Source organism: Nitrogeniibacter aestuarii (genome assembly GCF_017309585.1).
Lineage (GTDB): Bacteria > Pseudomonadota > Gammaproteobacteria > Burkholderiales > Rhodocyclaceae > Nitrogeniibacter > Nitrogeniibacter aestuarii.
In genome coordinates this window covers 1,888,791-1,914,715 of record NZ_CP071321.1, presented here as the reverse complement: position 1 = coordinate 1,914,715, position 25,925 = coordinate 1,888,791, and the positions used below count along the sequence as shown (strand labels likewise).

General features: G+C 60.7%; 20 protein-coding genes and 1 pseudogene. 11 read left to right on the top strand and 10 right to left on the bottom strand.

Annotated features, from left to right (window positions below; all coding sequences use genetic code 11):
- Positions 1–3: 3 nt before the first annotated feature.
- From J0W34_RS08840 to ppx, 3 genes are read right to left on the bottom strand one after another with little or no spacing between them, the layout of a single operon-like run.
- Positions 4–777 (bottom strand): ABC transporter ATP-binding protein, encoded by a 774-nt coding sequence (locus J0W34_RS08840; RefSeq protein WP_227814887.1) that lies wholly within the window; start codon positions 775–777, stop codon positions 4–6.
- On the bottom strand, positions 774–1,874 hold the full coding sequence (locus tag J0W34_RS08835) for an ABC transporter permease (protein ID WP_230971413.1): 1,101 nt from the start codon (positions 1,872–1,874) through the stop codon (positions 774–776). Before J0W34_RS08835 ends, J0W34_RS08840 begins: the two co-directional genes overlap by 4 nt.
- 11 nt (positions 1,875–1,885) lie before the next feature.
- Complete coding sequence (ppx, locus tag J0W34_RS08830) at positions 1,886–3,388, bottom strand: exopolyphosphatase (protein ID WP_227814889.1); 1,503 nt, start codon at positions 3,386–3,388, stop codon at positions 1,886–1,888.
- A gap of 186 nt (positions 3,389–3,574) precedes the next feature.
- On the opposite strand from ppx, the gene ppk1 reads away from it, so the two are divergent.
- Positions 3,575–5,671 (top strand): polyphosphate kinase 1, encoded by a 2,097-nt coding sequence (gene ppk1 / locus J0W34_RS08825; RefSeq protein ID WP_269144646.1) that lies wholly within the window; start codon positions 3,575–3,577, stop codon positions 5,669–5,671.
- A gap of 96 nt (positions 5,672–5,767) precedes the next feature.
- Here the strand turns inward: ppk1 and J0W34_RS08820 are convergent, their stop codons facing one another.
- The 3 genes from J0W34_RS08820 to J0W34_RS08810 all read right to left on the bottom strand — a co-directional run bounded on the left by J0W34_RS08820 (position 5,768) and on the right by J0W34_RS08810 (position 12,145).
- Positions 5,768–6,115 carry a hypothetical protein gene (locus J0W34_RS08820; RefSeq protein ID WP_230971412.1) on the bottom strand — a complete coding sequence of 116 codons (348 nt, stop codon included), beginning with the start codon at positions 6,113–6,115 and terminating at the stop codon, positions 5,768–5,770.
- Between the two features lie 122 nt (positions 6,116–6,237).
- The gene (locus J0W34_RS08815; RefSeq protein WP_230971411.1) at positions 6,238–9,738 is read right to left on the bottom strand and encodes a FecR domain-containing protein; all 3,501 of its coding nucleotides are present in this window, start codon (positions 9,736–9,738) and stop codon (positions 6,238–6,240) included.
- A gap of 388 nt (positions 9,739–10,126) precedes the next feature.
- The gene (locus J0W34_RS08810) at positions 10,127–12,145 is read right to left on the bottom strand and encodes a CHASE2 domain-containing protein (protein WP_230971410.1); all 2,019 of its coding nucleotides are present in this window, start codon (positions 12,143–12,145) and stop codon (positions 10,127–10,129) included.
- Positions 12,146–12,153: 8 nt separating this feature from the next.
- On the opposite strand from J0W34_RS08810, the gene J0W34_RS08805 reads away from it, so the two are divergent.
- Positions 12,154–12,801: a Crp/Fnr family transcriptional regulator gene (locus tag J0W34_RS08805; RefSeq protein WP_227814893.1), complete on the top strand. Its 648-nt coding sequence runs from the start codon at positions 12,154–12,156 to the stop codon at positions 12,799–12,801.
- A gap of 34 nt (positions 12,802–12,835) precedes the next feature.
- Here the strand turns inward: J0W34_RS08805 and J0W34_RS08800 are convergent, their stop codons facing one another.
- On the bottom strand, positions 12,836–14,860 hold the full coding sequence (locus J0W34_RS08800) for a sigma-54-dependent Fis family transcriptional regulator (protein ID WP_230971409.1): 2,025 nt from the start codon (positions 14,858–14,860) through the stop codon (positions 12,836–12,838).
- Between J0W34_RS08800 and J0W34_RS08795 the strand changes: the two genes are divergently transcribed.
- The 6 genes and pseudogenes from J0W34_RS08795 to J0W34_RS08770 form a co-directional block, all read left to right on the top strand.
- Positions 14,848–15,087 (top strand): hypothetical protein, encoded by a 240-nt coding sequence (locus tag J0W34_RS08795; protein WP_230971408.1) that lies wholly within the window; start codon positions 14,848–14,850, stop codon positions 15,085–15,087. The genes J0W34_RS08800 and J0W34_RS08795 overlap by 13 nt on opposite strands.
- Positions 15,088–15,208: 121 nt before the next feature.
- Positions 15,209–15,628: a cytochrome c-550 PedF gene (pedF, locus tag J0W34_RS08790; protein WP_227815110.1), complete on the top strand. Its 420-nt coding sequence runs from the start codon at positions 15,209–15,211 to the stop codon at positions 15,626–15,628.
- Positions 15,618–16,463, top strand: a complete 846-nt coding sequence (locus J0W34_RS08785) for a substrate-binding periplasmic protein (RefSeq protein ID WP_230971407.1) — start codon at positions 15,618–15,620, stop codon at positions 16,461–16,463. The genes pedF and J0W34_RS08785 overlap by 11 nt, the downstream gene beginning before the upstream one ends.
- 98 nt (positions 16,464–16,561) lie before the next feature.
- A complete protein-coding gene (locus J0W34_RS08780; RefSeq protein WP_230971406.1) occupies positions 16,562–17,437 on the top strand; it encodes a beta-propeller fold lactonase family protein in 876 nt (291 codons plus the stop codon).
- Entirely contained in the window at positions 17,434–17,985 is a 552-nt protein-coding gene (locus J0W34_RS08775) for a cytochrome b (protein WP_230971405.1), read from the top strand. The genes J0W34_RS08780 and J0W34_RS08775 overlap by 4 nt, the downstream gene beginning before the upstream one ends.
- A 747-nt stretch (positions 17,986–18,732) precedes the next feature.
- A pseudogene (locus J0W34_RS08770) lies at positions 18,733–19,671 on the top strand (sigma-54-dependent Fis family transcriptional regulator); the annotation flags it as partial.
- Positions 19,672–19,735: 64 nt separating this feature from the next.
- Here the strand turns inward: J0W34_RS08770 and J0W34_RS08765 are convergent.
- The 3 genes from J0W34_RS08765 to J0W34_RS08755 form a co-directional block, all read right to left on the bottom strand.
- Complete coding sequence (locus tag J0W34_RS08765; RefSeq protein ID WP_227814899.1) at positions 19,736–20,119, bottom strand: c-type cytochrome; 384 nt, start codon at positions 20,117–20,119, stop codon at positions 19,736–19,738.
- Positions 20,120–20,322: 203 nt separating this feature from the next.
- On the bottom strand, positions 20,323–20,970 hold the full coding sequence (locus J0W34_RS08760; protein ID WP_230971403.1) for a response regulator: 648 nt from the start codon (positions 20,968–20,970) through the stop codon (positions 20,323–20,325).
- Positions 20,967–22,289, bottom strand: a complete 1,323-nt coding sequence (locus J0W34_RS08755) for a sensor histidine kinase (protein WP_227814901.1) — start codon at positions 22,287–22,289, stop codon at positions 20,967–20,969. The genes J0W34_RS08760 and J0W34_RS08755 overlap by 4 nt, the downstream gene beginning before the upstream one ends.
- A 246-nt stretch (positions 22,290–22,535) precedes the next feature.
- Here J0W34_RS08755 and J0W34_RS08750 point away from each other — a divergent pair, with 246 nt between their 5' ends.
- From J0W34_RS08750 to J0W34_RS08740, 3 genes are all read left to right on the top strand, one after another.
- Positions 22,536–24,377: a methanol/ethanol family PQQ-dependent dehydrogenase gene (locus tag J0W34_RS08750; RefSeq protein WP_407941169.1), complete on the top strand. Its 1,842-nt coding sequence runs from the start codon at positions 22,536–22,538 to the stop codon at positions 24,375–24,377.
- 71 nt (positions 24,378–24,448) lie between these two features.
- Positions 24,449–25,039: a pentapeptide repeat-containing protein gene (locus tag J0W34_RS08745; protein WP_230971401.1), complete on the top strand. Its 591-nt coding sequence runs from the start codon at positions 24,449–24,451 to the stop codon at positions 25,037–25,039.
- Between the two features lie 44 nt (positions 25,040–25,083).
- Positions 25,084–25,524, top strand: a complete 441-nt coding sequence (locus J0W34_RS08740) for a c-type cytochrome (RefSeq protein ID WP_227814904.1) — start codon at positions 25,084–25,086, stop codon at positions 25,522–25,524.
- Positions 25,525–25,925 lie beyond the last annotated feature (401 nt).

Genomic DNA, 25,925 nt, shown 5'->3' with positions numbered 1-25,925 from the left:
AGCTTAGATCTCTCGGCCGCGCGCGATGGCTCGGGCGCTGCGTTCGCTGAGAAAGAATTCTTCGATGAAGGGATGCGGCACCTGCATGACAGCCTCCAGCGTATCAAATGCGAGGATGCGCTTCTCGCCAAGGACCGCCACGCGTGACGAGAGTGCCGCCAGCGTATCCAGATCATGGGTCACCAGCACGACGGTGAGCCCGAGTTGTCGCTGCAGATCCTTGATGAGCGCCACGAAGGATGCACTGCGCGTCGGATCGAGTCCGGCGGTGGGTTCGTCCAGCAACAAGAGCTCTGGCTCCAGCGACAGCGCCCGGGCCAGCGCGACCCGCTTGATCATCCCGCCCGACAGTTCGGCCGGCATCAGGTCGGCGTGCTCCGGCAGCAACTCCACCATCTGCAATTTGAGCGCCACCAGTTCGCGAATCTCGGCCTCGGTCGCCACCCGGCTTTCGCGCAGGGGAAAGGCGATGTTCTCGAACACATTGAAAGCCGAGAACAGCGCGCCTTGCTGAAAACACATGGCGAACCGTCGCCGACGCAATTTCTGCTCTTCGCGCGACCCGGCGAACAAGGGCTCGCCAAACAGCCGCACCTCGCCTTCCGCCGGCTGAAGCAAACCCACCATCTGGCGCAGCAGGGTGGTCTTTCCACTGCCCGAGCCGCCCACCAGGGACACCACCTCGCCCGGCGGAATTTCCAGATCGATACCTTTATGCACCCAGTTGTCGCCAAACCGGGTCGACAGGGCACGCAGGCTGACGACGGCCTCGCTCAAATCGGCACCCCGATCGACTTCGTGGCAATGGCAAAGACGGCATCAACCAGAATCACGGTGGTGATGGAGGTGACAACCGAAGCCGTGGTATTGGCGCTCAGGCTCTCAGTGTTGGGTTTGACACGCAGACCGAAGTGACAGGCCACCAGCGCGATGAGCACGCCGAAAACCGTCCCTTTCGACAAGGCAATGTAAAGGTTCTCGGGCGGTACGGCCTTGGGCAGCGCTTCGATGAAATAGGCGTAGCCAAGCCCCAGCTGAAGTTCTGCCGAGATCATGCCCCCCAGCAGTGCCGCCCCGGCCGTCCAGAGCACCAGCAGTGGCATGGCAACACTCAAGGCCATCACCTTGGGCAGAACCAGGCGCACGTATCGCGAAATGCCCATGACCGTGAGTGCGTCGATCTCCTCGGTGACCCGCATGACGCCCAGCTGTGCGGTCATGGCAGAGCCCGAACGCCCGGCCACCAGTACCGACACCAGCACCGGCCCCAGTTCGCGAATGATGCCCAGGCCAAGAATATTGACGATGTAGATATCTGCGCCGAAGGCCTTGAGCTGCAGCGCCGACAAATAGGACAGCACAACGCCGATCAGAAAGCCCACCAGCGCGCTGACCGGCATCGCGCGCACGCCGGTCTTGAACAGATTTGCGGAAAACTCGCGGAGCGGCCAGTCCCGCGGGCGGCCGATCAGATACACCACGTCGATGACAAGCCGGCCGATCAGCGCAAGGAAATCGGTGACATGTCCAAGCAGCCCAAGCACGACGACGCCCAGCGCCGCCAGGGCATCCACCGGACCGAACGCCGCCCGCTTGCCACTTGGTGTGCGGCCGATGCGCGCCAGCCGGTCAAAATGCCCTTGATGATCCGGCGGGATGTCCAGGCCGACGGGCAGTTGATGCCCCCAGGCGCGCCACAGCAACATGGCGCCAAAACTGTCGAGCCGGGACAGCGAGGACAGATCCCATGAACCGCCGTGATTGCGGGCAAGTGCTTTTCGCAGCTCGCCCACGCGCGGCGTCAATGCCGCCAGTGTCCACTCCCCCGCCACCTGCATGCAGCCATCAACGTGTTGCAATCGGGGTTGTGCCATGGACCTTGCGCTCAGCCTGCCTGACTGCCCCGTTCAGAGACGGTCAGTTGCAATGGATGGCCGATGGCATTCCACTGTGCCACCTCGTCATTGAGCGCCGCCGCCGTGAGCGGAAGTTCGTTGAGCCAGTCCGCGTCCGCCGTCAGAGCGAACCCGTGACCGACGCGCTCGATGGCGATCGGCGGGCAGCAGCGCTCGGTCCGAGCACGGTGAAAGACCACAGCGAGACGAAGACAGGCGACCAATTGCCAGTCAGGACTTTCCGGATCGATATCGGACAAGCGCGCCAGTTTCCCCCGATGCCCCAGCACCAGCCGGGCAAGTCGCCCCTGGTCCATGCGGGAGAAGCCCGGCATATCGGCATTGGCAAGAATGTACGCACTGTGCTTGTGATAGCTCGAATGCGCGACCGAAATTCCCACTTCGTGGAGGATGGCGGCCCAATGCAGAAATCGGCGATCCAGGTTGTCAGGATCCTTTGTCGCCTCGTCGAGTTGTTCGAGCAGGTACAGCGCCGTTTCGGCGACCAAACTCGCTTGCTTGCGATCCACCCGATAGCGATCGGCAAATGCCTCGGCGGTTGCATCGCGCAGGTCATGGTGGTGATAACGCCCGAGCAGGTCGTAGAGCACGCCCAGCCGCAGGGCGCCGTCGGAAAACTGCATCTCGTCGAGCCCGAAGGCATCGAAGATGGACATCATGATGGCCAGGCCACCCGGCAGCACCGGCAAGCGGTCCGCCTTGATGCCCTTGAGACCGAGTTTGTCGAGGGAACCGTTGCGAATCAGAAACTGCTTGAGTTCCTCAAGGCCGCTGCGGGTGATGCCGCGCTCCGACATGCCGTTGGACACCAGAATGTCGCGCAGCGATTTGGCCGTACCGCTCGACCCCACGGCCAGCTCCCACCCCTGGCGACGATAGCCGTCGGCAATGGCTTCCAGCTCCCGGCGAGCTGCCAGCTGGGCGTCTTCGAAACCGCGCTTCTTGATCCGGTCGTTGGGAAAGTAGCGAAGCGTATAGCTCACGCAACCCATGTAGAGCGATTCGAGTTCCAGCGGCTGAAACGATTTGCCGATGATGAACTCGGTGGAACCACCACCGATATCGACCACCAACTGCTGACGATGGGGTTCCGGCAGCGTATGCGCCACCCCCACGTAGATCAGCCGCGCCTCTTCCCGACCGGCAATCACTTCAATCGGAAAGCCCAGCGCCACTTCGGCCTTGGCGATGAACTCCGGCGCGTTCTTGGCCACCCGCAGGGTATTGGTTGCCACCGCGCGAACGCGATGAGGCTGAAACTGAGAGAGACGTTCGCCAAACCGCGCGAGGGCCAGCAAGGCCCTGCCCTGCGAGGCGTCGTCGAGACATTTGTCTTCACCCAGCCCAGCCGCCAGCCTGACGGGCTCCTTGAGCCCGTCGAGTGGATAAATCTGGTCATTGACGATACGACCGACCTGAAGCCGGAAGCTGTTTGACCCCAGATCGACTGCTGCGACCAGTTCTTTATGCATGTTGCGATGGATCCGCTAGAGCGATGACAAGCGTGAGGCGGATGATAGCACCCGACGCCAACGATGGACGCCATCCGGGCCGATTCATGCACCCGTAAGACTCCCGTGCCAGAATGGGGGGTTAATTGCATGACAATTGGTCCGCGCTGGTCGCTGGCCCGTCGACTCAACACCGAACAAGAGCTTATGACCGACACCACGATGAGCCCCGAGAACGCACCTGCCGTCACCTTCATCAACCGGGAACTGTCCCTGCTGCAATTCCAGCGTCGCGTGCTGGCCCAGGCGGCGGACGCCGATGTCCCCTTGCTTGAGCGCCTGCGCTTCCTGTGCATCGTCTCGAGCAACCTGGATGAGTTCTTCGAGGTGCGAGTGGCGGGGGTGAAAGAGCGCATCCGCCTGGGCATCAAGACCCCCGATCCAGAAGACGGCCTGACCCCGGCACAACTGCTCGACGCCATCAGCACCAGCGTTCACGAGATCATCGAAGAGCAGTACCGACTGCTCAACGCCGAGATTCTGCCCGCCCTCGAAAATGAAAGCATCGTGGTGCTGCGCCGTGATCGCTGGTCACCCGAATTACGCCAGTGGGTCGCCCGTTATTTCCAGCAGGAAGTCGAACCGGTGCTGACGCCGATCGGCCTCGACCCAGCCCATCCCTTTCCGCGTGTGCTCAACAAGAGTCTGAACTTTGCGGTTGAACTGAGTGGCGAGGACGCCTTCGGACGCGAAACGCGTGCTGCCATCGTGCAGGCGCCGCGCGCACTGCCCCGCATCATTCCGATTCCGCGTGAAATCAGTGGTGTCGACCATGGATTCATCTTTCTGTCGTCGGTGGTTCATGCCCACGTCGGCGAACTCTTCCCCGGCATGTCGGTGCTGGGCTGCTATCAGTTTCGCGTGACCCGCAACTCCGACCTGTTCGTGGATGAAGAAGAAGTCACCGACCTGCGTTCGGCCCTCAAGGGGGAATTGCAGCAGCGCCATTATGGCGATTCGGTGCGCCTTGAAGTGGCAGACAACTGCTCCGACGCAATGGCCAGCTTCCTCATGCGCCACTTCGGGCTGACCGAAGGTGACATCTACCGCACGCCGGGCATCGTCAACCTGGTTCGGCTGATGCAGCTACCTGATCGCATCGACCGCCCTGACCTGACCTTCACGCCATACAAGGCGGGTCTGCCCGCCGAACTCGATGGTGAAAAGGAAGATCTTTTTTCGGCCATCCGCAAGCGCGACATCCTGCTGCACCACCCCTTCCAGCGCTTCACCCCGGTGATCGACCTTTTACGTGCCGCCGCCGACGACCCCGCAGTACTGGCCATCAAGATGACGGTCTACCGCACCGGTAGCCAATCCATCCTCATGGAACACCTGATCCGCGCCGCCCAGAAAGGCAAGGAAGTCACCGTTGTGCTCGAACTGATGGCGCGCTTTGATGAAGAGGCCAACATCAACTGGGCATCCAAGCTGGAGGAAGTGGGCGTACACGTGGTGTACGGCGTGTTCGGCTTCAAGACCCACGCCAAGCTGCTCATGCTGGTCCGTCGCGACGACGACAAGCTGCGTCGCTACGTCCACCTGGGCACAGGCAACTATCACCCGCGAACGACTGCGTTCTACACTGATTTTGGACTGCTGACCTGCAACGAAGCAATTGGCGAAGACATGGCCGAACTCTTCCAGCAGATTACCGGGGTCGGCAAGTCCACACGCCTCACCCATCTGTGGCAGGCGCCTTTCGCACTGCACGCGAATGTGGTTGCCCACATCAGGGCAGAAGCCGAAAACGCCCGTGCCGGGCGCAAGGCTCGCATCATGGCCAAGATGAATGCCCTGCTCGAGTCCGAGGTCATCGAAGCGCTCTACGATGCATCGCAGGCCGGTGTCGAGATCGATCTGATCGTGCGCGGCCCGTGCGCCCTGCGCCCGGGCGTCGAGGGCCTGTCGGAGAATATCCGCGTGCGATCGATTGTCGGACGCTTCCTTGAGCACCATCGCATTTTCTTCTTCCACGCCGATGGTGAAGAAAAGATGTATCTGTCCAGCGCCGACTGGATGGATCGCAATTTCTTCCGCCGCATTGAGGTGGCCTTCCCGGTGCTCGACCCCAAGCTCAAGCGCCGTGTCATGAAGGAAGGCCTTCGCGTCTATCTGAACGACAACTGCATGGCCTGGGAAATGCTGCCCGACGGCCAGTACCGCAGACGCTCACCACGCGGCGTTCGGAAAGCGGCACAACAGATGCTCATGGACGAACTGACCGGACAGACCAAGCGTTAAAGCAGCACCACCTCAAACGAAAAAGCCGCCTGCCCAGGAGAGGGAGGCGGCTTTTTCATGGGCGCGCAAAAGCGATCCGCGCCAAGCGCGACCTTGTCATCCCACGCACATGCACTGCGCGGCGCCAATGAGATAGCAGGTATATCCAGCACTGCCGTATGGCACGTCGCTGCCCGCGTGAGGGCCGGCGACCACGGGGCACATCAAGGGGCCGCGCGGAACGGAAATATTCAGCATTTCCGGGCACAGTTCGATGCCTTTGGAGGCGGCAAGTGACTTGCAACTGGCCAGATCGCCTTCACGATCCTGACATAACTGGCATCGCCCCTGAATGGCACCTTGCGCGTCAATCGTGAGCTTCTCGCCATTGTTGAGATAGGCAACCCCGCCACCGTGAGCACTGCCCCCCAATGTCGGGCCAAGCTCCGATCCACTCTGTTCCATCGTGGCGCAGCCACCCATCACAAGTGCTACGAACGAAATCAACAACACCAGTACCTTACGCACAAGACCCCCTTTTCTGATTATTACCTACCCTGAGTCACTACCTGCAGAAGCCGGTTCAATCAGAAACGAAGTCGCCCGGAAACGAAAATCGAGCGTTCGGGATACCACGCCGGAGTGCGTGGGACCCCGGTCACCAGATCCGTATCCTGAATCAGTGCGTCCTGGTCGAACAGGTTCCGTACATCCAGCCCGAATCCCCACCGGTCGTCAGGCTTTCCGTACTCTAACCTAAGGTTGGTCACCCAGAAACCCGCGTGATGACGCTCGGTGCTGGTGCCGTTCAGGTTGCTGACATCCTGGCGCACACGAACCACTTCGGCCAGAGTGCGGACCGAGTCGGACCACTGGACAAAAATCCGGGCGGGCAAGGTCTCGGTTCTGGCCGACAGTGGCAGATAAGTGCCGCCTGAGGCTTGGTCGCTGCGATCAAGCGCCAGCGAATCATAGGCCCAGCCCAGTTCAGCCCCAACTCGGGCCGTGATCGGCCAGCTAGCGAAAAGCCGATGGCGGCGTTCAGTCCAGTGGGTCAGACAATCATCGATACCGCACATCTCACCGGGTAAATCCAGCTTGCGAAGTGACCACTCCCCCCCGATCCGGACACCGCCTGAGAGCACTTTATCGGCACCCAACGCCCAGCGGCGCGAGCGCGTCCCCGGGACGTCATCGAACACAGCGTCGAAACCGGCAAACTGAGTCGGCAAGAGTGATTGATTTCCGGCTGTCGGCGTGGCAACAGTCTGGATGAAAGCGGCTCGGACATTTGTGCCGAAAAAGTCACTGGAAACCAAACCGATACTCGGCAAGATGCGATCCGTGTCGCGCCGGCCAAGTTCGGCCGAACCACTCTGATCCCATTTGATCCGATCGTTGTCAAATCGTACGAAGTCCGCCCGAGCAACCATGTCGGTTCGATGAGCCACAGGCAAGGTGACGCCCCCGGCAACCCGAACACTGGCAAAATCCTCGCGCAGCGAGAACGGCCGCTCGTCTGTTCTATCAATAGGGCCGTAGATCACAAACGGGAACACCGGGATAGGCGTCAGCCCTTCGCCCAGAGTCCGGGATATCTGGTTACCAACGCCATCGTTCTTGCCATGCCAGTACGAGACCCCGCCGAAGTACTTGAAACCGTTTGCAGCCCCGTCAAGGCGCAATTCTCCGCCGCGCCGGGAAACAACTTCATCGAAGGGCAGGAATGATTGAGTGGAACCGACAAAGATCCCCGGCAAATTGACCAACAGCGGAAATCTGGACTCTTCGTTTGACCGGTGGCCGTATTCGTTGGCGACAAGCCCAGTCAACTGGGAATCGTGACGGAGCCGTGACCGGAAACCGACGCGTACCAAATCGCCACGCCTTTCGTAGGCAGTTTCGTCGTTGATCGTGTAGAGCGCTTGCGTCACGTCCTTGACAGCCAGATTGTCGTGCAACAGATCAGCAAACAAGGTCAGATCGGAACTGGCACGCCAACGAAACTCAGCTCGGGTCGCTTCGAGGTCAACGTTGCCTCCCTCGCTGAATCCGTCACTGTTGTAGTCAAAGTGACCAATGCCAGCCTGAAACCTATCCGCCGTCATGCTGGCCGCCACACTGCTGGCAAAGGTTTCCTGAGAGCCAGTAAGCACGCCGGCAGAAAAGGCATAGGGGCGCTCGTCAAAAAGCGCTGTGGTTTCATGCAGAGATGACAGACGAGCGCCTTGCAGTGCCGGCAGACTGGGAATCAGCGCTTCTGGCATGATCATCGGATCGCCTACCTTACCGAACGCAAACCCCTGCAACTGCTCGCTCACCCGGGCGTTTTCGAGGCGCCGGTCGCGAGTCAGGGCACGCGCCATCATGCGGTGGCCGGATGCGCTCTGCGGGTCAGACTCGACCACGTCGCGCGCAAGCGACGTCAATGTCGCATCGAAACCCGCCGTCAGGTAGGACGACGCCAGCGTGACTCCCCGCGCAGCCTGGTCACTGTCGAGCATGGCCGGCGTTCGCAGAGTCAGCCGTGCTCCGTTCGCCGCGAGCGCGCTTTCACCATCGCTCATCGCACCGATGACGTCACCCTGTCTCAACTTGCGTTGCGCGCTGAGAAATTTCGGCGTAGGTGAGGCCGGGTCAAGCGTCTCGGCCAAGGCGAGCTGATTGGTGGCGCGATAATCGTCGCCTGATCTCATGTAGGCACTGGCCAGCGCTGATCGATACTCCACGTTCGATGGATCGAGCAGCACGGCAAGCTCCAGCTCACGGCGCCCTTCGACGTCATTGCCTTCACGGACATGGAGCAAGCCCAGTGCGAAGTGTGCCAGCGGATCTGCTGGATTGGCGCCGACGGCCTCAAGGAGCACTGCGCGAGCCCGCTCGCGCTCGTCGCCCAACAGCCGCGCGAAGCCCAGCAACGCTTTGGCGTGCACCGTACCCGGCGCGATAGACAAGGCTTTGCTTGCGCTCGTCTCGGCAGCGTCGGCATCCGCGAGGGTCAGTTCGAGTTCGGCCTTGCGCGCCCAGGCCAGAGGATTCCGGTCCACCAGGGCAATCGCCTGCTCGACCGAGGCGAGCGCCGCATCCAGACGCCCTTCCGACTGTTCGACGTAGCTGCGCGCCAGCAGGCTCGAGGCAGACGCCCCCCCCATCGCTTCCGCACTCTGGCGTGCCGCCCCGAATTGCCCTTGAGCAAGTTGCATGATGGCCCGGACCGCCAGGGGGTCGCGCGCCTTTTCGCCGGCCGCATCAAGTACGCCAGCAGCCTCGTCAAACCGACCGATGCCGAGCAGGAGGTTGGCGCGGTAGCTCGCAAGGCCTTCATTCAATTCAGAGGGAATATGGTCGAGCGCCTGTTCGAACTTTCCTTGCGCTGCGAAGGCGGTCGACTGTTCGATACCCTTATCCAGCGGCCACGCAACCAGCGGGTAGTAGATGGCCCAACGCGCCGAATCCAGTGGCTGTACCTGATTCGCCACGGGTGCGGCGTCCGGCGTGACCTGCGCGGCCTGGCCAGCAGTCAGACGCACACGCCCTGCCGAATTGGCGACCGCCACATGCCCTTCGGCAACGACCACTTTGCCACCATCGCGTGTGGCAACAACCGTGAATTCAGTGCCTTCGACCAGAGCGTTAACCACCGGCGTGATGACCTCCACCCTCCGTTTGAGACGACTGATGAAGTGGGCAACCCCCTCCTGAAGCCCCAGGGCGACATCACCGTCTCTCGGCGTAGCCGCGATCTCGAGCGTGGAGAACTGGTCTAGTCGCGTCAGCACGTCTCCATCGAACTGCACAGCGGCGCGGCCATATCGCCGCACCGTCACCAGCTCGCCCGGACAAAGCCCCTGTCCCACGCGCGCCGGATGCCATTCTGTGCGGCCCGCGGCGCTGTATTCGACCGAGCCCTGCATCGATACGATCGTGGCCACTGGATTGCTGCATTCAGCGAACACCAATTGACTCGTCAGGTATAAACCGAGGAATACAAAAATACGGCGGGCAGACCGCCCGGCGCATCGCGCCTGAAATTCGATAGCGATAGGGGGACGCATCAGCTCAATGTCATGACATTCAATGAGCCGCATGATAGATGACGCACCGCTTGATCACAATCGCCAGCGAATCGCAGCTAGTCCTCGTCGCGGAACAGATCATCCAGCGAGGTGTCGCCGAGCAGCATGTCAATCCATCCGTGGTGCGTTTTACCGGCTGAATCGGGCGTATCGGGGGGCAAAATACCCGAAGCTGACGTGCATCGCTCGTTGCATTTGCGTTCCTCTCGCTCGACGGGGGGAGTGGGAATGCCTCTCAATGTGAAGTGCATGGGTCCGGGCAACATCGCAACCTCCAGGTCATGATCACTGAGTACCGTTGATTACAGCCCCAGTATCGATTGCGATCGGGATTGGACCTATGTCTTATGACGCGCTCACAAAGTGAAACGCTCCACATCTGCTTCGACTTGCGGCCGGATCAAGCCCGGGTCAGCACCACCGTCCCGCCATCACGCAATGCCGGTACGACACAGGCCTTTAGAAAGAAGTGTGCTGGAACATAGCTGGGCCACTGGTCCGAAATCGCCGCAAACGCTGACTTCGCCTCCTCGATCTGCTCCGCCAGAAAAAGTGCCAGAGCGGCCTCGAAGCGATGTTTGAGCTCAGCTGGCAAATCACTCAGATCCAGCATCGATAGCGGCACGGGTTCAGATTTGCCCTTGAAACGAAATGCCCCGACCGCACAGACTCGCTCCGCATCGAGATAGCGGGTCACCAATTCAGACGCCAGCATGTTAACGCCGAGTGTTTTACACGCACTCTGCACCCGGCTCGCCGTATTGACGACATCACCCACAGGACGGATTTCAAGACGCTCACCGACCCCCAGCTCGCCGAAAAACACGTCACCCAGGTGCAGTCCGAAGCGGGTGGGCAAGGTCCCTTCGCCGCCGATCCGGTTCATTTTCTCGTTCAACTGAAGCGCAGCCTCAACGGCACTGCGACACGCGCCCGCCTCGTCGTGCCCGACCACCCAGAGACTCATCAACGAATCGCCCACGAGGTCAGTGACATCCCCCCCGTGCGACTCCACGATAGGCAAAAACTCAGCCAAGTATTGATTGAGCATGTCACGAGCATCTGAGGGCGACATTCCCTCAGCCCGCGAGGTATAAGCTGCAATATCGCTGCTCAGGCATACGGCACGCACAACCCGGCCTTCCGGACGGGTGTCCAGCATTCGTCCCAGTCTTGAGAGCGCACCACCTCGCTCGTCGTTGCCAATCAGTTGCTGAAGTCTGCGTTTGCGGCCGCGGGCAAACCGGTACTTCAGGGCCATGCCGATACCGGCAACGACAATCGGTGCAACCAGCATCGGGAAGATCAGCGGCGGCCAGACGAACAACACCGTAAATAGACCCACCGCAGCGACGCCGTAGGCAGCAACGCCAATGACGCTGCCGACGGCAGCAACGTCGGCACGGGCGACACTCCACATCACAGCCAGAAAAGCGGTCCACAGGCAAACCAGCATGAATGCGGAAGACCCGGCAAGACGAATCAGCGAGCTGCCTTCGGCCATGTTGGCAATCGCCGTCGCAGCCAGTTCGACGCCGTTGATGTCCACACCATCGGGCGTACTGTAGGGCGTGCGATAGGCATCGAACTGGAGAGACTGGTTGGGTTCGGCCAGCCCCACCAGCACCACCTTGTCTGCCACCTCGGGCAGCCGCGTTCCAGCCGAGAAACGCTTGAGGGCATCGGCGTAGGAGATGATCGGCACGGTACCGAACGGGCCATACAAGTTGAGCGCCAGCCGGTCACCTGCCCCGGCGGGATAATCGCTTTGGTGGCCATGGTGACTCGCCCAGCGCTCATAGAGCCGTACCGGCATGGACGGATTGCCACCCGCGCCGGTGGGAAACGTCCAGAATTCGAAAACGCCATCGAGCGTCTTGGGTAACAAAAACGGCGCAGTCACCCAGGCCGCCTCCGCAAGAAGGTCGAACGGACGGATGAGCCGATCCATGCCGGCCAGCAACTCGCCTTCCTCCGCATGAATCAGATGCCTGACCACTCGCTCGGCCAGCACGACATTGCCAGCGCGCCGAAGTGCGCTCGCCAACGCCTGATCGTCCTGCGGATCACCTTCCTGCTCGAACAGCAGATCAAAGCCGATTGCGACAGCCCCGCTGTCGTAAAGGCCATCAATCATGGCCGCATGTAATCGGCGGGGCCAGAGGTCAGGCCGGCGCGGCACGCCCAATTGCTGCGCAGACCGGGCATCCAAGGCTACAATGACGACTGAATCAGGAGGGGTGCGGATACCACGAAATGCATAGAGGGCTGTCAGGCCGGTACTACGTTCAAGGCCCTGCAGCGGTGTCAGCCAAAGCGCGCCGACGCCGATCACGGACAATACAACCAGTAACAGGGTACGTTTCCAAAGGCGGCTCAAACCGCTAATCTCCTGCCAATCAATACCGTAATCATACAAGGCTCAGTATGACGCTCGACAAGATTGAACTTTTCGAAGGACTGCCCGAAGACCAGCTCGAGAGTCTGGCGCAACACATGCGTCAGCGGGTTTATCCAGCTGGCGCCATTGTCGTCAATGAGGGCGACGAGGCCCACGGCATGTTCATTGTCGACACCGGCGCGCTCAAGGTCTTCGTGACAGAGGAAAACGGCAAGGAAGTCACCCTCTCGCTCCTCGGGCCCGAAGACTATTTCGGTGAACTGGCCCTGCTCGACGAGGCGCCCCGCTCGGCATCGGTCATCACGGTTGAAAAAACCACCTTGCTGCAGATTTCGCGTGCAGACTTCAATGAGGTCATCACCGCCAACCCGGCGTGCATGCAGATCATCATGCGCAATCTGGTTGGCCGCATCCGCGAACTGACTGACAACGTGCGGGCACTCGCGTTGATCGATGTTTTCGGTCGCATTTCGCGCGTCTTCGACTCAATGGCGGAACCTGAAGGTGACATGCGCATCATTCGGCGGCGCATGACCCAACAGGATCTGGCGAATCTGGTTGGCGCGTCGCGCGAGATGGTCAACCGGATCCTGCGCGAACTGGTCGCAGGGGACTACATCGAAATCCACCACCAGTACATGCTGCTCAAACGAAAACTGCCTGCCCGATGGTAACGGACAGGCAGTCAGACGGGCGCACCGGCAATCGTCAGAGGCGCCCGAGTTTCCGATAGAGCGTATTGCGACTGATCCCCAGACGACGCGCAGCCTGGGAGATGTTGCCGTTGGAAGCGGCCAGGGCCTGGTCGATTGCCTCGCGCTCGATCACTGCCAGGCGCGCCATCCCCGTCCCGGACACGCCCGGCATCGGTGCCGGACGCAAGCTTGGCTGCGTCATCGGCTCGCGCATTTCAGAGTGATCGAAAGAGAAGAGCTCCTCCGGCAGGTGCTCGACACCTATGACCGCTTCGTCATCGTCGAGCAGCGCCACTGCAAGCCGCAGCGTGTTGTGCAGTTGCCGGATGTTGCCAGGCCAGTCATACCCCCGGAAACAATCCATGGCCGCCGCGGACACTGTCAGCCCCCGCCCTTCCCCTTCGATGCGCAGCAGGGTTTCAATGAGCGATTGCAGATCGTTGCGCTCACGCAGCGCCGGCAGGGTTACCGTCAGGCCATTGACCCGGTAATACAGATCCTCGCGGAATCGTCCGGCGGCAATTTCGGATCTCAGCGTTCGGTGCGTCGCGCACACGAGCGAAATATCCACGGCAATGGGCTTGGTTCCGCCCACGGGAATCACGCTGCGCTCCTGCAGCACGCGCAGCAGGCGCGCCTGCAGATGCAGCGGCATATCTCCGATTTCGTCAAGGAACAGCGTACCGCCGTGCGCTTGCTGAATCTTGCCGATCGCCCCTTCCTTGCGCGCCCCCGTGAAAGCTCCGCCCACGTAGCCGAACAACTCCGACTCAATGAGATTCTCAGGAATGGCGGCACAGTTGAGCGCCACGAACTCGCCAGCTGCACGCGGTCCGCTGTAGTGAAACGCCTTGGCAAACACTTCTTTGCCGGCGCCGGATTCCCCCTGAATCAGGATCGGAATATCCTTGCCCGAGATTCGAATGGCGCGATCGATGGCCAGACCCATTCGCAGATCACCGGTACGCAAATCCTCAAGAGTCAAAGGCCCGGACGCCTCGCTCACCGGGGCCGGGGCCACCTTGAGGGACGCCGTCTTCTGCAGCGGGGACTCTTCGCTCGTGACCTGGGTGACGCGACTACGACGCGAAGCATTGGAAATCATTGAGTAATTGCCCCTCACTCGTGCATACATTCGTGAGCCACTCAGCGTTTCGAGTGCAATCAGTGCAGTCGGGTTGCCGTTGGCGCGGTCGATCAACTGACCTAACGGCGTTTTGAACAGCATACTGAAGTCGGCTTGGGACAAATTGCTACGCGCCACACCCAGCAGTTCAAGGCAGGCCTGACTGGCGCCCAGAACCTGGCCGTCGGTGGACACCGCGAGCACAGCCTCTTGAACACACCCGACCTGATCGGGGTTCAAGTAGAGGGAAACAAGCAGGTCAGACGCAAACTCGGCGTCAAACAGATTGCGCTCCAGCAACTGCGCGCCCATCCGTACCAGCCCCAAGGTGTGACTTTGATAGAGACGGGAGTCGCCAGAGATGTCGAGCACCCCCATCAGTGCGCCATGCGGGTCAAAAACGGGAGACGCACTGCAGGTCAGGAAGCCGTTCTGCGGCAGGAAATGCTCGCACCCGAAGATCTCGGTGGGCGTCTGGTCGACAATCGCCGTACCCACGGCGTTCGTGCCTCTCAAGGTCTCGTCCCACGAAGCGCCGGGCGTCAGGGCCACACGATCGGCCCGATTTACAAAACCAGTATCACCGACCCTGTGAAGCAACATGCCCGTCGCGTCTGCGAGCAGGACAACGCTGCCCGAGTCACGCACCTGCTGATAGAGAGACTCGACGATACCGAGCCCGTGGGAGAGAAAGCGGTGATTGCGCTCGCGCAACTCCCGCAAATGGCTGTCGCTGACCGGATCGCCGATGCTAGACTGCGCCTTTTCGCTCAGTCCGGTGCGGCGGCATCGCTCCCACGACCTGAGCACGCCCGCACCGACCAGCGTCTCAGGACGGTCATTGCGCTCAAAGAACAACCGACGCGCCTGCTCGATCTGGTCGAGGCGACGCAAATCAGATGACTGCTCCATTTCTCCTCCGTCGGGACACCGTGCCGGACCAAGCCGTGCCGGTCTCCTCCTCTTATGGGATGGTTCCCGCTGCTTTGAAACAGCACACCTGCTCCAAAGTTGAGCACCCGCTCAAGCAGCAACTGTATCAAAAAGTCTGCCAAAAAGGCAGATCATCACACCTGATCGACGAATGGGCGGTCAACCTGACCGAGCGTCGGGTCGTTATTACCCAAGGACAAACCTGATTGATCGACTGGCACGCCTGTTGCTCGTTGATACAACCCCCGGGTGTGCGAGCCCGCAGAAAATGTCTGAAATTCATAAAACAAAGGAGTAACCGAGGTGACCCTGAACTTCCGCAAAGCGATGTTTGCCCGTGCCGCGACCTGCGCGGCTGTCTTCTCTCTGGCGCTGGGCGCGACCCAGGTTGCCGCTCACGGTGACGTGACCCCGCAGGCGGTCGATGTCTCCACGCTCAAACCCATCGGCGAGGAATGGCTGACTGCCAATCCGTACCGTGGCGACAAGGAGGCCATCCGTATCGGCACCTCTGCCTACAACCAGAACTGTGCCCGGTGTCACGGCCTGGAGGCCATTTCGGGCGGTATCGCTCCGGATCTGCGTTACCTGCCGGCCGGTGACGAGGGCGACGAGATTTTCCTGAATCGCATCCGTCACGGTTCTGTCCGCGGTGGCCGCGTCTACATGCCTCCGTTCGAAGGCATCCTGCAGCAGGAAGCCATGTGGTCGATCCGCTCCTACCTGGAGACGGTGCATGAAGAGTAAGACCACCTTTCGCGCGCTCTTGCTGAGCGCGGGTCTGGTACTCGGTGCGGCCACCTCCGTGGTCGCCGCCGAGGCGCCCCAGACTCAAGAGGAGGGTCGTCTTCGCATCGCTGTCTACAACGATTACCCGCCCTACTCCAATGAGGGCAAGGGTGTCGACGTTGCCATCGGTAAGGAACTGGCCAAGCGCCTGGGACTGCAGGCCGATATCGTCAGCTTCACAGCCGACGAAGACATGAATGACGATCTGCGCAACATGGTCTGGAAGGGGCACTATCTGGGCACTCGTCCGGCCGATGTCATGCTGCATGTGCCGGTGGACAACTACCTGGCGAGCCGGAACGAACAGGTCAAGATCTTTGGCCCGTACCATCTCGAGACCATGGCCATCGCCCGCAACCCGCAGCGCGTCCCGCCCGTGGTCGGCTCCGCTGCGCGTGCCCTCGAGGTCTTCACCCGCGAAAAGATCGGCGTTGAAATTGCCAGTCTCGGCGACGACTTCATGCTCTCCATTCTCAATGGTCGCCTGCGCGAAAACGTCTCCCACTTCCCCAACGTTTCCCAAGCCGTCGAAGCCATGAAGAACGGTGAAGTCGCGGCGGTGATGGGCACACGTGCGGAACTCGAAAGCGCCTTGGGCAATCAGAGCACCTACGAGATCTCGTCAGTGGAAATGCCGGAGCTGCGAATCAAGGGCTGGCCCCTTGGCATGGCGGTCAAGGCGGAAAATGATTCGCTGGAGCAAGCCCTGTCCGTCGCAATGCAGGAAATCCAGCGAGACGGTACCCTGTCGAAGATCTTCGAGGCTCACGGTCTGACCCACCGTACGCCCTGACTGAACCAAAAAGACAAGGAGACACCACAATGAAAGCGATGCATGTCGCAGCCGCCCTGTTGCCCGCCGTTTTTTCAGGATTCGCGCTGGCAGCCCCCATGGCTTACGTGCCCAACGAAGTATCGGGAACCGTCAGCGTGGTGGACACCACAACCGACAAGGTCGTCAAAAACCTCAAGGTCAGTGAGCGGCCGCGCGGCATCGCGGTGTCGCCTGATGGCAAACGCCTCTATATCACCAACACGCCCACCGAGGCGCTCATCGTCTATAACCTTGAGACCGAGTCGGTGGAACACAGCTGGAAGGTTGGCGACTCCCCCGAAGGCGCCAGCCTGTCGACAGATGGCAAATATGCGGCCGTTGCGGTCGAAGAGGACAACAGTATTGTCCTCATCGACACCACCACGGGTGAACAGCTCAAGCACATCAAGGTCGAGGGTGAGAATCCGGAGCACGCAGTGTTCAGCCCGGACGGCAAATGGATTTACGCCAGTGCCGAAGATGCTGAGCAAGTTGACGTGATCGACGTCGAAAAGCGCGAACAGATCGGTCACATTCCAGTGGGCAAGCGCCCACGGGGTATCGCGTTTGTGCCCGACGGCAGTCGTGCCTACGTAGCGTGCGAGCTCGCCGATACCGTGTACGCAATCGACGTGGCAACGCACTCGGTCATCACGCCGATCAAGGCTGGCAAATTCTCTAACGGTCTTGTCGTCACGCCCGATGGAAAACGCGTCTTTGTCTCCAACGGCAAGGACCGCACCGTCATGGCGATCGACACCGCAACCAACACGGTCATCGGCACGATGCCCGTTGGCAAGCGCCCGTGGAACATGGCCATCACGCCAGACGGCAAGAAAGTCTATGTTGCCAACGGCCGCTCGGATTCGGTAACCGTCATGGACGCGGTCGAGTTGAAAACCCTGAGCGAGATCCCAGTAGGTGAGCGTCCCTGGGGTGTCGTAATCAAATGAGCAAGCAGCCCCGGTACGGCACGGGCGCCATTGCAATCCACTGGCTGCATGCGCTGCTTGTTTTCTTCCTGATCGGATGGGGCCTGTGGATGGCCGATCTGCCCAAGGGGCCTGACCGTGGCTGGGCGTTTGGGATTCACAAGTCGTTTGGTCTGCTGGCCATCATCTTGATCGCTGTGCGCCTCGGATGGCGAATCGGGCACCCCCCACCCCCGCCGAATCCGGCGCTCAGCCCCAAGGAGAATCGTCTGGCGAGTCTTGGCCATCTGGGCTTGTACGGGCTACTGATTCTGGTGCCGCTTGCAGGCCTGACGTCGGTCAATTTCACCAAGTACCCGCTCAAGTTTTTCGGTATCGAGATTCCGAAATTCGGATATCCGGATGAAGCGATCAACCACCTGTTCAGCACCACTCACCAGTGGCTTGCCTATGGACTGATTGCCCTGGTCGTGATTCACGTGGCAGCAGCCATTCATCACGGCATCCGGCGAGATGGCACATTACAACGGATGGCCCCACACCCAAATCGAAAATCCGCAGACGGGTGAATGATCCCTGACATTTGCCGGCACGGCACAAGAAAAACCCGCAGCCACAAACTGCGGGTTTTTCTTTTCTCAAAAAATCAAATACTTGGCATCTCTTCCGTCTCGAATTTCCGCCTGCTCCACTTGCTCCAATACGGAACACAACTGCACCGCCCGTGTGTTCAATCCCTGCACATCGGCAGAAAGAAAGCTCACATACAAAACCACAACTCATTGTTTCGTTTGATTTTTTATCTTTCTGGCACGCCCGGCATGGCAGTTGCTCTATTAATAATGCGTTAAACGACTGTGTGAAACGCAAAAAAATATAAAAACCCGCTGGAGACAAATATGCACCGCACCTCAGAGAAGTGCTCCAACGCTCACAGGGCGTATCAGAGCCGATCCGGTCGGTTGTAAAGACGAACGAACATTGTCAGTTAGCTGAGCTCCGCCCGGCTGGCTGAACCCCGAAAAAGTCCGGTTCTGCAAGTGCAGACAGAAAACAAGATTGAACCGGACAGGGTCTCCCTCCTCATCGAAAGATGAGACACCTTCCGGGCGGACATTATGTCCGCCCGTTTTTTTTCGGAGAAATGTCGTGGTCGAACGCACCGATCTGTACGCTGCGAACAGCCATGCGTACGCAATTGACACCACCGTACACCGGCCACACGCTGACGCCCGGATCATCGGTGGTGGATGTCACGCCTCGGCGCACGTCGTCGGGAAGACACGCTCATGATGCCGACACCACCCAATTGCGCACTGGGCCGCCTGGCCAGCGGCGATACGCGAGTGCGTCGGGCCATCGATCGCGCCCATTGCATTCTGGACAAGCCCATTCCGTTATTGATTCAGGGGGAGTCCGGGGTTGGCAAAGACATGTTCGCCAAAGCGTTCCATGCCAGCAGCGACCGTGCCGACGCACCGTTTGTGGCGCTCAATTGCGCTGCAATCCCGGAGCATCTGATCGAATCCGATCTGTTCGGCTACGAAGGCGGCGCATTTACCGGCGCCCGCAAGGAAGGTGCGACCGGAAAGATCGTCCAGGCCAACGGAGGCACCCTGTTTCTGGATGAAATCGGCGACATGCCGCTGAGCCTTCAGGTGCGACTCCTGCGCGTCCTTCAGGAACGTGTGGTCGTGCCCCTGGGCGGCATGCAGTCGATCCCGGTCGATGTCTCCCTCATTTGCGCGACCCATCACCAGCTGCAGGATGCCGTCGCCGAAGGTCGCTTCAGGGAAGATCTGTATTTTCGTATCAATGGCCTGACCGTCACCATGCCACCATTGCGCGAGCGGACAGACGTGCTCGAACTGGCCGATGCAATGCTGCTCGAATGCGCCCCGGGTCGCGAACTGAGACTTTCTCAGGACGTCCGCGCACTCTTCCTGCGCCATCCATGGCCTGGCAACCTGCGTCAGCTGAACAACGCCATCCGCGTAGCGGTCGCGTTGCTCGACGCCGATGAGCGTATCGTGACGCTCGACCACCTTTCCGAAGAGATTCTGGAAACAGCGGGAGACGGTCAGGTAGGCCCACGCGCGCTCTCGCGCCAGGGGGCGGATCTGCGCACCACGACGCGATCCGCCATCGATCAGGCCCTCGAGAGCACGGGCGGAAATGTATCGGCCGCCGCCCGCCTGCTGGGGATCAGTCGGAACACACTGTATCGGCGACTGCACGCATCCGACGTCGAGTAAGGCCGCCTCCCCCAACGAAAAATGCCGCTCTCAAGCGGCATTTTTCATTTCACGCGAACCTGAATCAGTTCTTGAGCGACAGGATCCAGCTCACGAGCAGACGGGCATTACCCTCGGTAATCGCCACCGCGTTGGGCGGCATGGACAGCCCGCTGACCTTGTCCTTCCAGTGGCTGGAATACGGGTTGGACCCCTCAAGAACGATGCGGGTAAGGAAGTCTTGCGCGCCGGGCTTGCCTGCATACTGGGCGGCCACGTCTTCCCATGCCGGACCGATCGGCTTTTCACCGTTCGGGCCAGGCTTGCCAGGCTCGATGGAGTGACAGGTCATGCAGCCGCTCTTGACAGCGAGCGCCTTCATTTCGTCAGCGGTGTGGTTATCAGCGAGCGCAGGCGTGGCCATGGCCAGGCAAAGTGCACCAGCAGCAGCGGCTTGAGCGAGTTTCATGGTAATCCTCCAAAAATCGATTGCGGAAACTGTGTATTCGATGCGTTTTATTGTGTGTCCGGTCTGGCTCAACCGCCGGCACATCTCCCTCTACTGCGCTTTCTTTCCTGAAATCGCCGTTAGAAGCATTGTAGGAACAGAAAGAAGGCTGTTTTCTGACCGACATCAAACTTCACTACATTGACGCTGCAATGCGAAAGAATTTATTCGGAAAACTGGTTCTCGAGGGTCACGAGGCCATGGCGCGCCGCAAGATGAAGCAGTGAGAAGTCGTTTTCCGCTTCGAGTTTCTGTCGCACCATCGACAGATAATTGATGACCGTCTTCTGGCTCAGGTGCATTCGCTCGGCAATCGTCGCCGTCGACTCGCCACTGACCGCCAGGCGCAACACCTCGAACTCCCGCGTGGTCAGCTGGCTGGTCAGATCTTTCGATTCAAGGGACGCACTGGCAAGCGCCTGGGCGACGTCCGCAGACATGACTCGACGCCCTGCTGACACACTGCGTACCGCGTCGAGCATCTGTTGCGGCTCACTGCACTTGGTCAGGTATCCGGTGGCCCCCGCTCGAAAGGCCTGGGTGACAAAGTTCGCACCGTCATGCATCGACATCACCAGAACCTTCAATGTCGGCTGGCGGGACATCATGCGGCGAATGGCTTCGATTCCGCTGGCGCCACGCAGACTCAGATCCACGACCGCCACATCCGGCGAGGCATCCCGGACGGCTGCGTACGCCTGATCGGCATCCTCGGCTTCAGCCACGACGCACATGTCAGGCTCTGCATCAATCAGACGTCGATAGCCGGAACGGACGATCGCGTGATCATCCAGTAAAAGAATGCGGGTCATAGCGTCTCCTTGCTTTGCTTGTTCTGTGTGTCATCTGCGTCATCGCCCGCGGGCAGCGTCAGCTTGACGGTACACCCATGCCCGGGACTCGAGACCATCCTGAACGATCCGCCCACCATGGCGGCGCGCTCGGCCATCCCCATCAGACCGACGCCCTGAGCGGTGCTCGATTCATCGACACCAACGCCGTCATCGCTGATCGTCATTTCGATCTGATCGGCACCCTCGACGATGGCAATCACGACATGCGACGCATTGCTGTGCCGGGCGATATTCGTGAGCGCCTCCTGCAGACCACGGTACAGGAACAATGCCTTGCCCGGGTCTGTCACCGGCAGCCGCTCGGGCGGAGCAAAGGCCACGTGCACCCCCGGTCGGCGATCCTGCCAGGACCGCACGCAGTCCCGCATGGTTTCGATCAGCCCCACACTGTCGAGGCCGTAGGGCCGCAATCGTGAGAGCAGTGCGCGCAGGTGTTGCGCCAGATAGTCAGCCTGGCCGCAGATGTCGGCAGCGGCCTGACGCTGCTGGACCATCGCCTCGCCGGGCGAGTGACGCTCGATGTAGGCCGCTGACAGACTGATCGCCGTCAGGGACTGACCGAATTCGTCGTGCAACTCGCGCGCAATGTCCTTGCGCTCGCTCTCCTGTACCGAAATGAGACATTGTGACAATGAGCGTTGTGCCGCCCGTGCAACAGCCAGCTTCCGCGCCATGTCGTCGACGGCGTCCGAGAGCATGTTGAATTCCTGCAGCGCGAAGTTGTGCGGGGCCAGGTGTTTGCCGTCGGCACTATCGAGCCGGTCGATCCGCGACTTGAGTACCCGCGCGGGTGCGAGCGCCCGTCCGACCGCGAACCACACCATCCCGCTCGTGAGCAATGAAAAGGCCAGGATGGTCGCGATCCAGCGCCCGACGTCCTGAACGATCTCACTGATTTCGCTCTCGGGATTGGGTTTGACGTAAAGCGTCAGGCCGCCCACATCGATCTGGCGTATCTGCGCGTCACGAGTGCGATCCGCCGCCAGCCATCGGGTTGCTGCTCGAACCCACCACGCTTCCTGCGGACCGGAAGCATCGAGCAACTCGTCGCGCGTGAGTCCGACGCGAATATGACGCACGCCGTCACGCGCCAGCGCTTCGACACCGCTGCCATCGCCCTTGGCGGCGGCACTCATCAGCTCGAGCATGCGCACGGAGGCATCGATTTCCTCTCCGACGTCGTGCTTGAGCGAAACAGCGCTCCCCCCGGCCACCGCAATCAGCAGTACCCCGAAGAACAGCGCGAGGTAGGAACTCAGGCGCCAGCGCAGATCCATTGTCTTTTCGTGCATACGAAACATTAAGCAGAGTCCATGCCCGGCAATCACGGCTTTGCGCATGGTCGCGGCAGAAGGGAACAAATCCCGGTTTCGGTGGGTCGGGCTCCCGGGCGAGCGGGCGCGCTAATCATGATACTGGCTGCCACCCGACCGGCACATCTCCGTGTTCGTCGGCAAATCGAGTATTGGAGACCAGGAGTCAAAATGAGAAAAAATCACCGAGGTGAGCGAACCCTGACGATCATGTCGATCGCCGTCATGGCTGCGCTGAGTGCCACAGCCCAAGCAAGCAAGCATGTCACATGGGACGAGATCCGCAACGATGCCAACAGCACCGAGGATGTGCTGTCCTACGGTCTGGGCCTGAAGGCGCAGCGGCACAGCCCGCTCAAACAGATCAACACCAAAACCGTTGCGGGGCTCGTGCCGGCGTGGAGCTTTTCGTTCGGTGGCGAGAAACAGCGTGGCCAGGAAGCACAGGCACTGGTTCATGACGGCGTGATCTACGTGACCGCATCCTATTCGCGCATTTTCGCCATTGACGCCCGCACCGGAAAACGCATCTGGGAATACGAGGCGCGACTGCCCGACGACATCCGCCCGTGCTGCGATGTGGTCAATCGCGGGCCGGCCATCTATGGCGACAAGGTCTATTTCGGCACCCTCGACGCTGCCGTCGTGGCCTTGAACAAGGACACCGGCAAGGTGGTCTGGAAAAAGAAATTCGGCGATCACAAGGTGGGCTACACCATGACGGGCGCCCCCTTCATCGTGAAGGACCAGAAGAACGATCGCGTCCTGCTGGTGCATGGCTCATCCGGTGACGAGTTCGGCGTGGTCGGGTGGCTGTTTGCGCGTGACCCGGACACCGGCGAAGAGGTGTGGGCGCGCCCGATGGTCGAAGGCCATATGGGGCGTCTCAACGGCAAGGAAAGCACACCGACGGGTGACGCGAAAGCACCCAGCTGGCCGGACGACCCGAAATCCCCCACCGGCAAGGTCGAAGCCTGGAGCCATGGTGGTGGCGCGCCCTGGCAGACCGCCAGTTTCGACATTGAGAACAACATGGTCGTGATCGGCACCGGCAACCCGGCCCCCTGGAACACCTGGAAGCGAACGGCCGAGGGCGATGACCCGCGCAACTGGCCCAGCCTGTTCACCTCTGGCCAAGCCTATGTGGATGCCTCGACCGGCGAACTCAAGGGCTTCTTCCAGCACACCCCGAACGATGCCTGGGACTTTTCGGGCAACAACTCCGTGCTGCTCTTCGAATACAAGGATCCGAAGACAGGAAAGCTCGTCAAAGCCTCGGCGCACGCCGACCGCAACGGTTTCTTCTTCGTGACCGATCGCGAAAAACTCGCCAAGGGCGCGGGCTACCCCAACAAGCCCACGTCGCTGATTGGCGCATGGCCTTTCGTTGACGGCATCACCTGGGCGTCCGGGTTCGACCTCAAGACCGGGCAACCGATCGAGAACAACAACCGTCCGCCCAAAGTCGCACCGGGCGCGGACAAGGGCGACTCCGTCTTCGTCTCTCCCCCGTTCCTGGGTGGGACGAACTGGATGCCCATGTCCTACAGCCCGGACACGGAGCTGTTCTACATTCCGGCCAACCACTGGGCCATGGACTACTGGACGGAGAAACTCACGTACAAGGCCGGTTCGGCTTACCTGGGCCAGGGCTTCCGCATCAAGAAATTGCACGACGACCATGTGGGCATCCTGCGCGCCATTGATCCCAAGACCGGCAAGATCGCCTGGGAGCACAAGGAAACCTTCCCGCTCTGGGCCGGCACCTTGACCACGGCGGGCGGGCTCGTCTTTACCGGCACGTCCGACGGCTATGTGAAGGCCTTTGACGCGAAGAACGGTGAAGAACTGTGGAAGTTCCAGACAGGCTCCGGCGTTGTCTCGGTCCCCATCACCTGGGAGATGGACGGAGAGCAATACGTTGGCATCCAGTCGGGCTACGGCGGTGCGGTGCCTCTGTGGGGCGGTGACATGGCAGAACTCACGAAGCAGGTGACGCAAGGCGGCTCGTTCTGGGTGTTCCGCTTGCCCAAACAGATCGCGCGCCACTGACGCACGCGTCTTCACCCGGCATCGGGACGCAGTTCACGCCTCCCGATGCCAGCCCCTCTGGAAGTCTCCCTATGAACAAGACCATTCAGGCGCTTGCCGTGGCGTCCGCAGCGATCATGGTGCCATCCGTTGGCGTCGCTGCAGCCCCACTTGTCGAACCGCTGGTGATCAATGGCTGTCCGATCTGGCCCTACACCCGGTGTCCCGGGGCGGATCTGCGCCATGCCGATCTGTCTGGCAAGAATCTGGTGGGCGCCGATCTGCGCGGCGCCGATCTCACCCGCGCCAACCTGCGGGCCGCCAATCTGGCCATTGCCAATCTCGACGGTGCCAACCTCACTGCGGCTGACCTGAGCAAGGCAAGCGCCCCCGCCGCCCTCTTTCGAAATGCCACGCTCACTGGCGCAAATCTCTACTCTGCCCGTCTGATGCGCGCCGACTTTACCGGCGCCGACTTCACCGGTGCCAGTCTCGAATTCGCCCGGTTGAATTTCGCCTGGCTCGATCATGCCAGGCTCATCAGCGCCGATTTGCAAGAGGCCAAGTTCGTCACGGTGAATCTGCGCGGCGCCACCATGGAGGGCTGCAAGTTGCGATTCACGATCTTCCCGGATTCTGACTTCACAGGGTGCACAGGCTGTCCTGAGGGATGGGCGCGATGACGCACACACACCATCGTCGCTGCGCGACAGTCGGGTTCGCGCTCTTGATCATATTGAGTGCCCCGCCAGCGCGGGCTGAAATTGCCACTGTCGCCCCCACCGTCGATACATCGGCACTCCCGCCCATCGCTGATCGGTCGACCGATCTCAACCCCTATCGCGGCAATGCGGTGGCGATCGCGACCGGGCGCGAGGCCTACCACCAATCGTGTGCGGTATGCCATGGTGCCAACGCCGATGGCAGCAGGATGCCCGCGCCGGATTTGCGTCGTGTGGGTCAGGGCTGCGATCGCCTGATTGCCGGTCAGTGGAAACGGCGCTGTCAATCCGATGCCGACTTCTATTTCAAGACCTCTGTCGAGGAAGGCAAGGTCAAGGTGGGGGTGCGCCACATGCCGGCCTGGAAGGCGTTGATCAGCACTGAAGTGATCTGGGCAATTCGGAGTTTCGTGGAGAACGCCCGCCAAGAGCAACGCAAAGAATGACCCCCGCCCGACGGCGGGAAAAATTCCCGAATCTGCCGGGACACACTCCCGGAAATATCCCGTGCGGATGCGAGAGACTAAGGACTGGTCACGCAAGGCATATGTCTCCGCACTGCAAGGACCTAAGCCCCTTACCACGACCGCGAAGGGCCACGCCAACGGTGCAGGCATATGGCTCGCCGCCACAGGCGGCGCGGCTCGTGGGATTTTTTCGCGCTCATCTCCCATCGGGGCGTCCCGGCTCCCGCCGGCCTCACCCGACCCAGGCACACCGACAAGACACGGATTGCCAACCGCCACGGGTCACTCAGTCAGGCCTGACACCCCATCGTGTCCAGCTTCAACTTCCCTCATTTCAGGTTGCCACTCGCTGACACGCAATAAAAAAACCCGCGCCGAGG

Excerpts from the sequence above, each read along its gene's own strand:
- J0W34_RS08765 (WP_227814899.1), bottom strand. The coding sequence starts at position 20,119 with ATGAAACTCGCTCAAGCCGCTGCTGCTGGTGCACTTTGCCTGGCCATG.
- J0W34_RS08760 (WP_230971403.1), bottom strand. The coding sequence starts at position 20,970 with ATGACCCGCATTCTTTTACTGGATGATCACGCGATCGTCCGTTCCGGC.
- J0W34_RS08780 (WP_230971406.1), top strand. The coding sequence starts at position 16,562 with ATGGCTTACGTGCCCAACGAAGTATCGGGAACCGTCAGCGTGGTGGAC.
- J0W34_RS08835 (WP_230971413.1), bottom strand. The coding sequence starts at position 1,874 with ATGGCACAACCCCGATTGCAACACGTTGATGGCTGCATGCAGGTGGCG.
- ppk1 (WP_269144646.1), top strand. The coding sequence starts at position 3,575 with ATGACCGACACCACGATGAGCCCCGAGAACGCACCTGCCGTCACCTTC.
- J0W34_RS08800 (WP_230971409.1), bottom strand. The coding sequence starts at position 14,860 with ATGGAGCAGTCATCTGATTTGCGTCGCCTCGACCAGATCGAGCAGGCG.
- J0W34_RS08785 (WP_230971407.1), top strand. The coding sequence starts at position 15,618 with ATGAAGAGTAAGACCACCTTTCGCGCGCTCTTGCTGAGCGCGGGTCTG.
- J0W34_RS08805 (WP_227814893.1), top strand. The coding sequence starts at position 12,154 with ATGACGCTCGACAAGATTGAACTTTTCGAAGGACTGCCCGAAGACCAG.
- J0W34_RS08755 (WP_227814901.1), bottom strand. The coding sequence starts at position 22,289 with ATGGATCTGCGCTGGCGCCTGAGTTCCTACCTCGCGCTGTTCTTCGGG.
- J0W34_RS08815 (WP_230971411.1), bottom strand. The coding sequence starts at position 9,738 with ATGCGGCTCATTGAATGTCATGACATTGAGCTGATGCGTCCCCCTATC.
- J0W34_RS08820 (WP_230971412.1), bottom strand. The coding sequence starts at position 6,115 with ATGGAACAGAGTGGATCGGAGCTTGGCCCGACATTGGGGGGCAGTGCT.
- J0W34_RS08775 (WP_230971405.1), top strand. The coding sequence starts at position 17,434 with ATGAGCAAGCAGCCCCGGTACGGCACGGGCGCCATTGCAATCCACTGG.
- J0W34_RS08750 (WP_407941169.1), top strand. The coding sequence starts at position 22,536 with ATGTCGATCGCCGTCATGGCTGCGCTGAGTGCCACAGCCCAAGCAAGC.
- ppx (WP_227814889.1), bottom strand. The coding sequence starts at position 3,388 with ATGCATAAAGAACTGGTCGCAGCAGTCGATCTGGGGTCAAACAGCTTC.
- J0W34_RS08745 (WP_230971401.1), top strand. The coding sequence starts at position 24,449 with ATGAACAAGACCATTCAGGCGCTTGCCGTGGCGTCCGCAGCGATCATG.
- J0W34_RS08795 (WP_230971408.1), top strand. The coding sequence starts at position 14,848 with ATGACTGCTCCATTTCTCCTCCGTCGGGACACCGTGCCGGACCAAGCC.
- pedF (WP_227815110.1), top strand. The coding sequence starts at position 15,209 with ATGTTTGCCCGTGCCGCGACCTGCGCGGCTGTCTTCTCTCTGGCGCTG.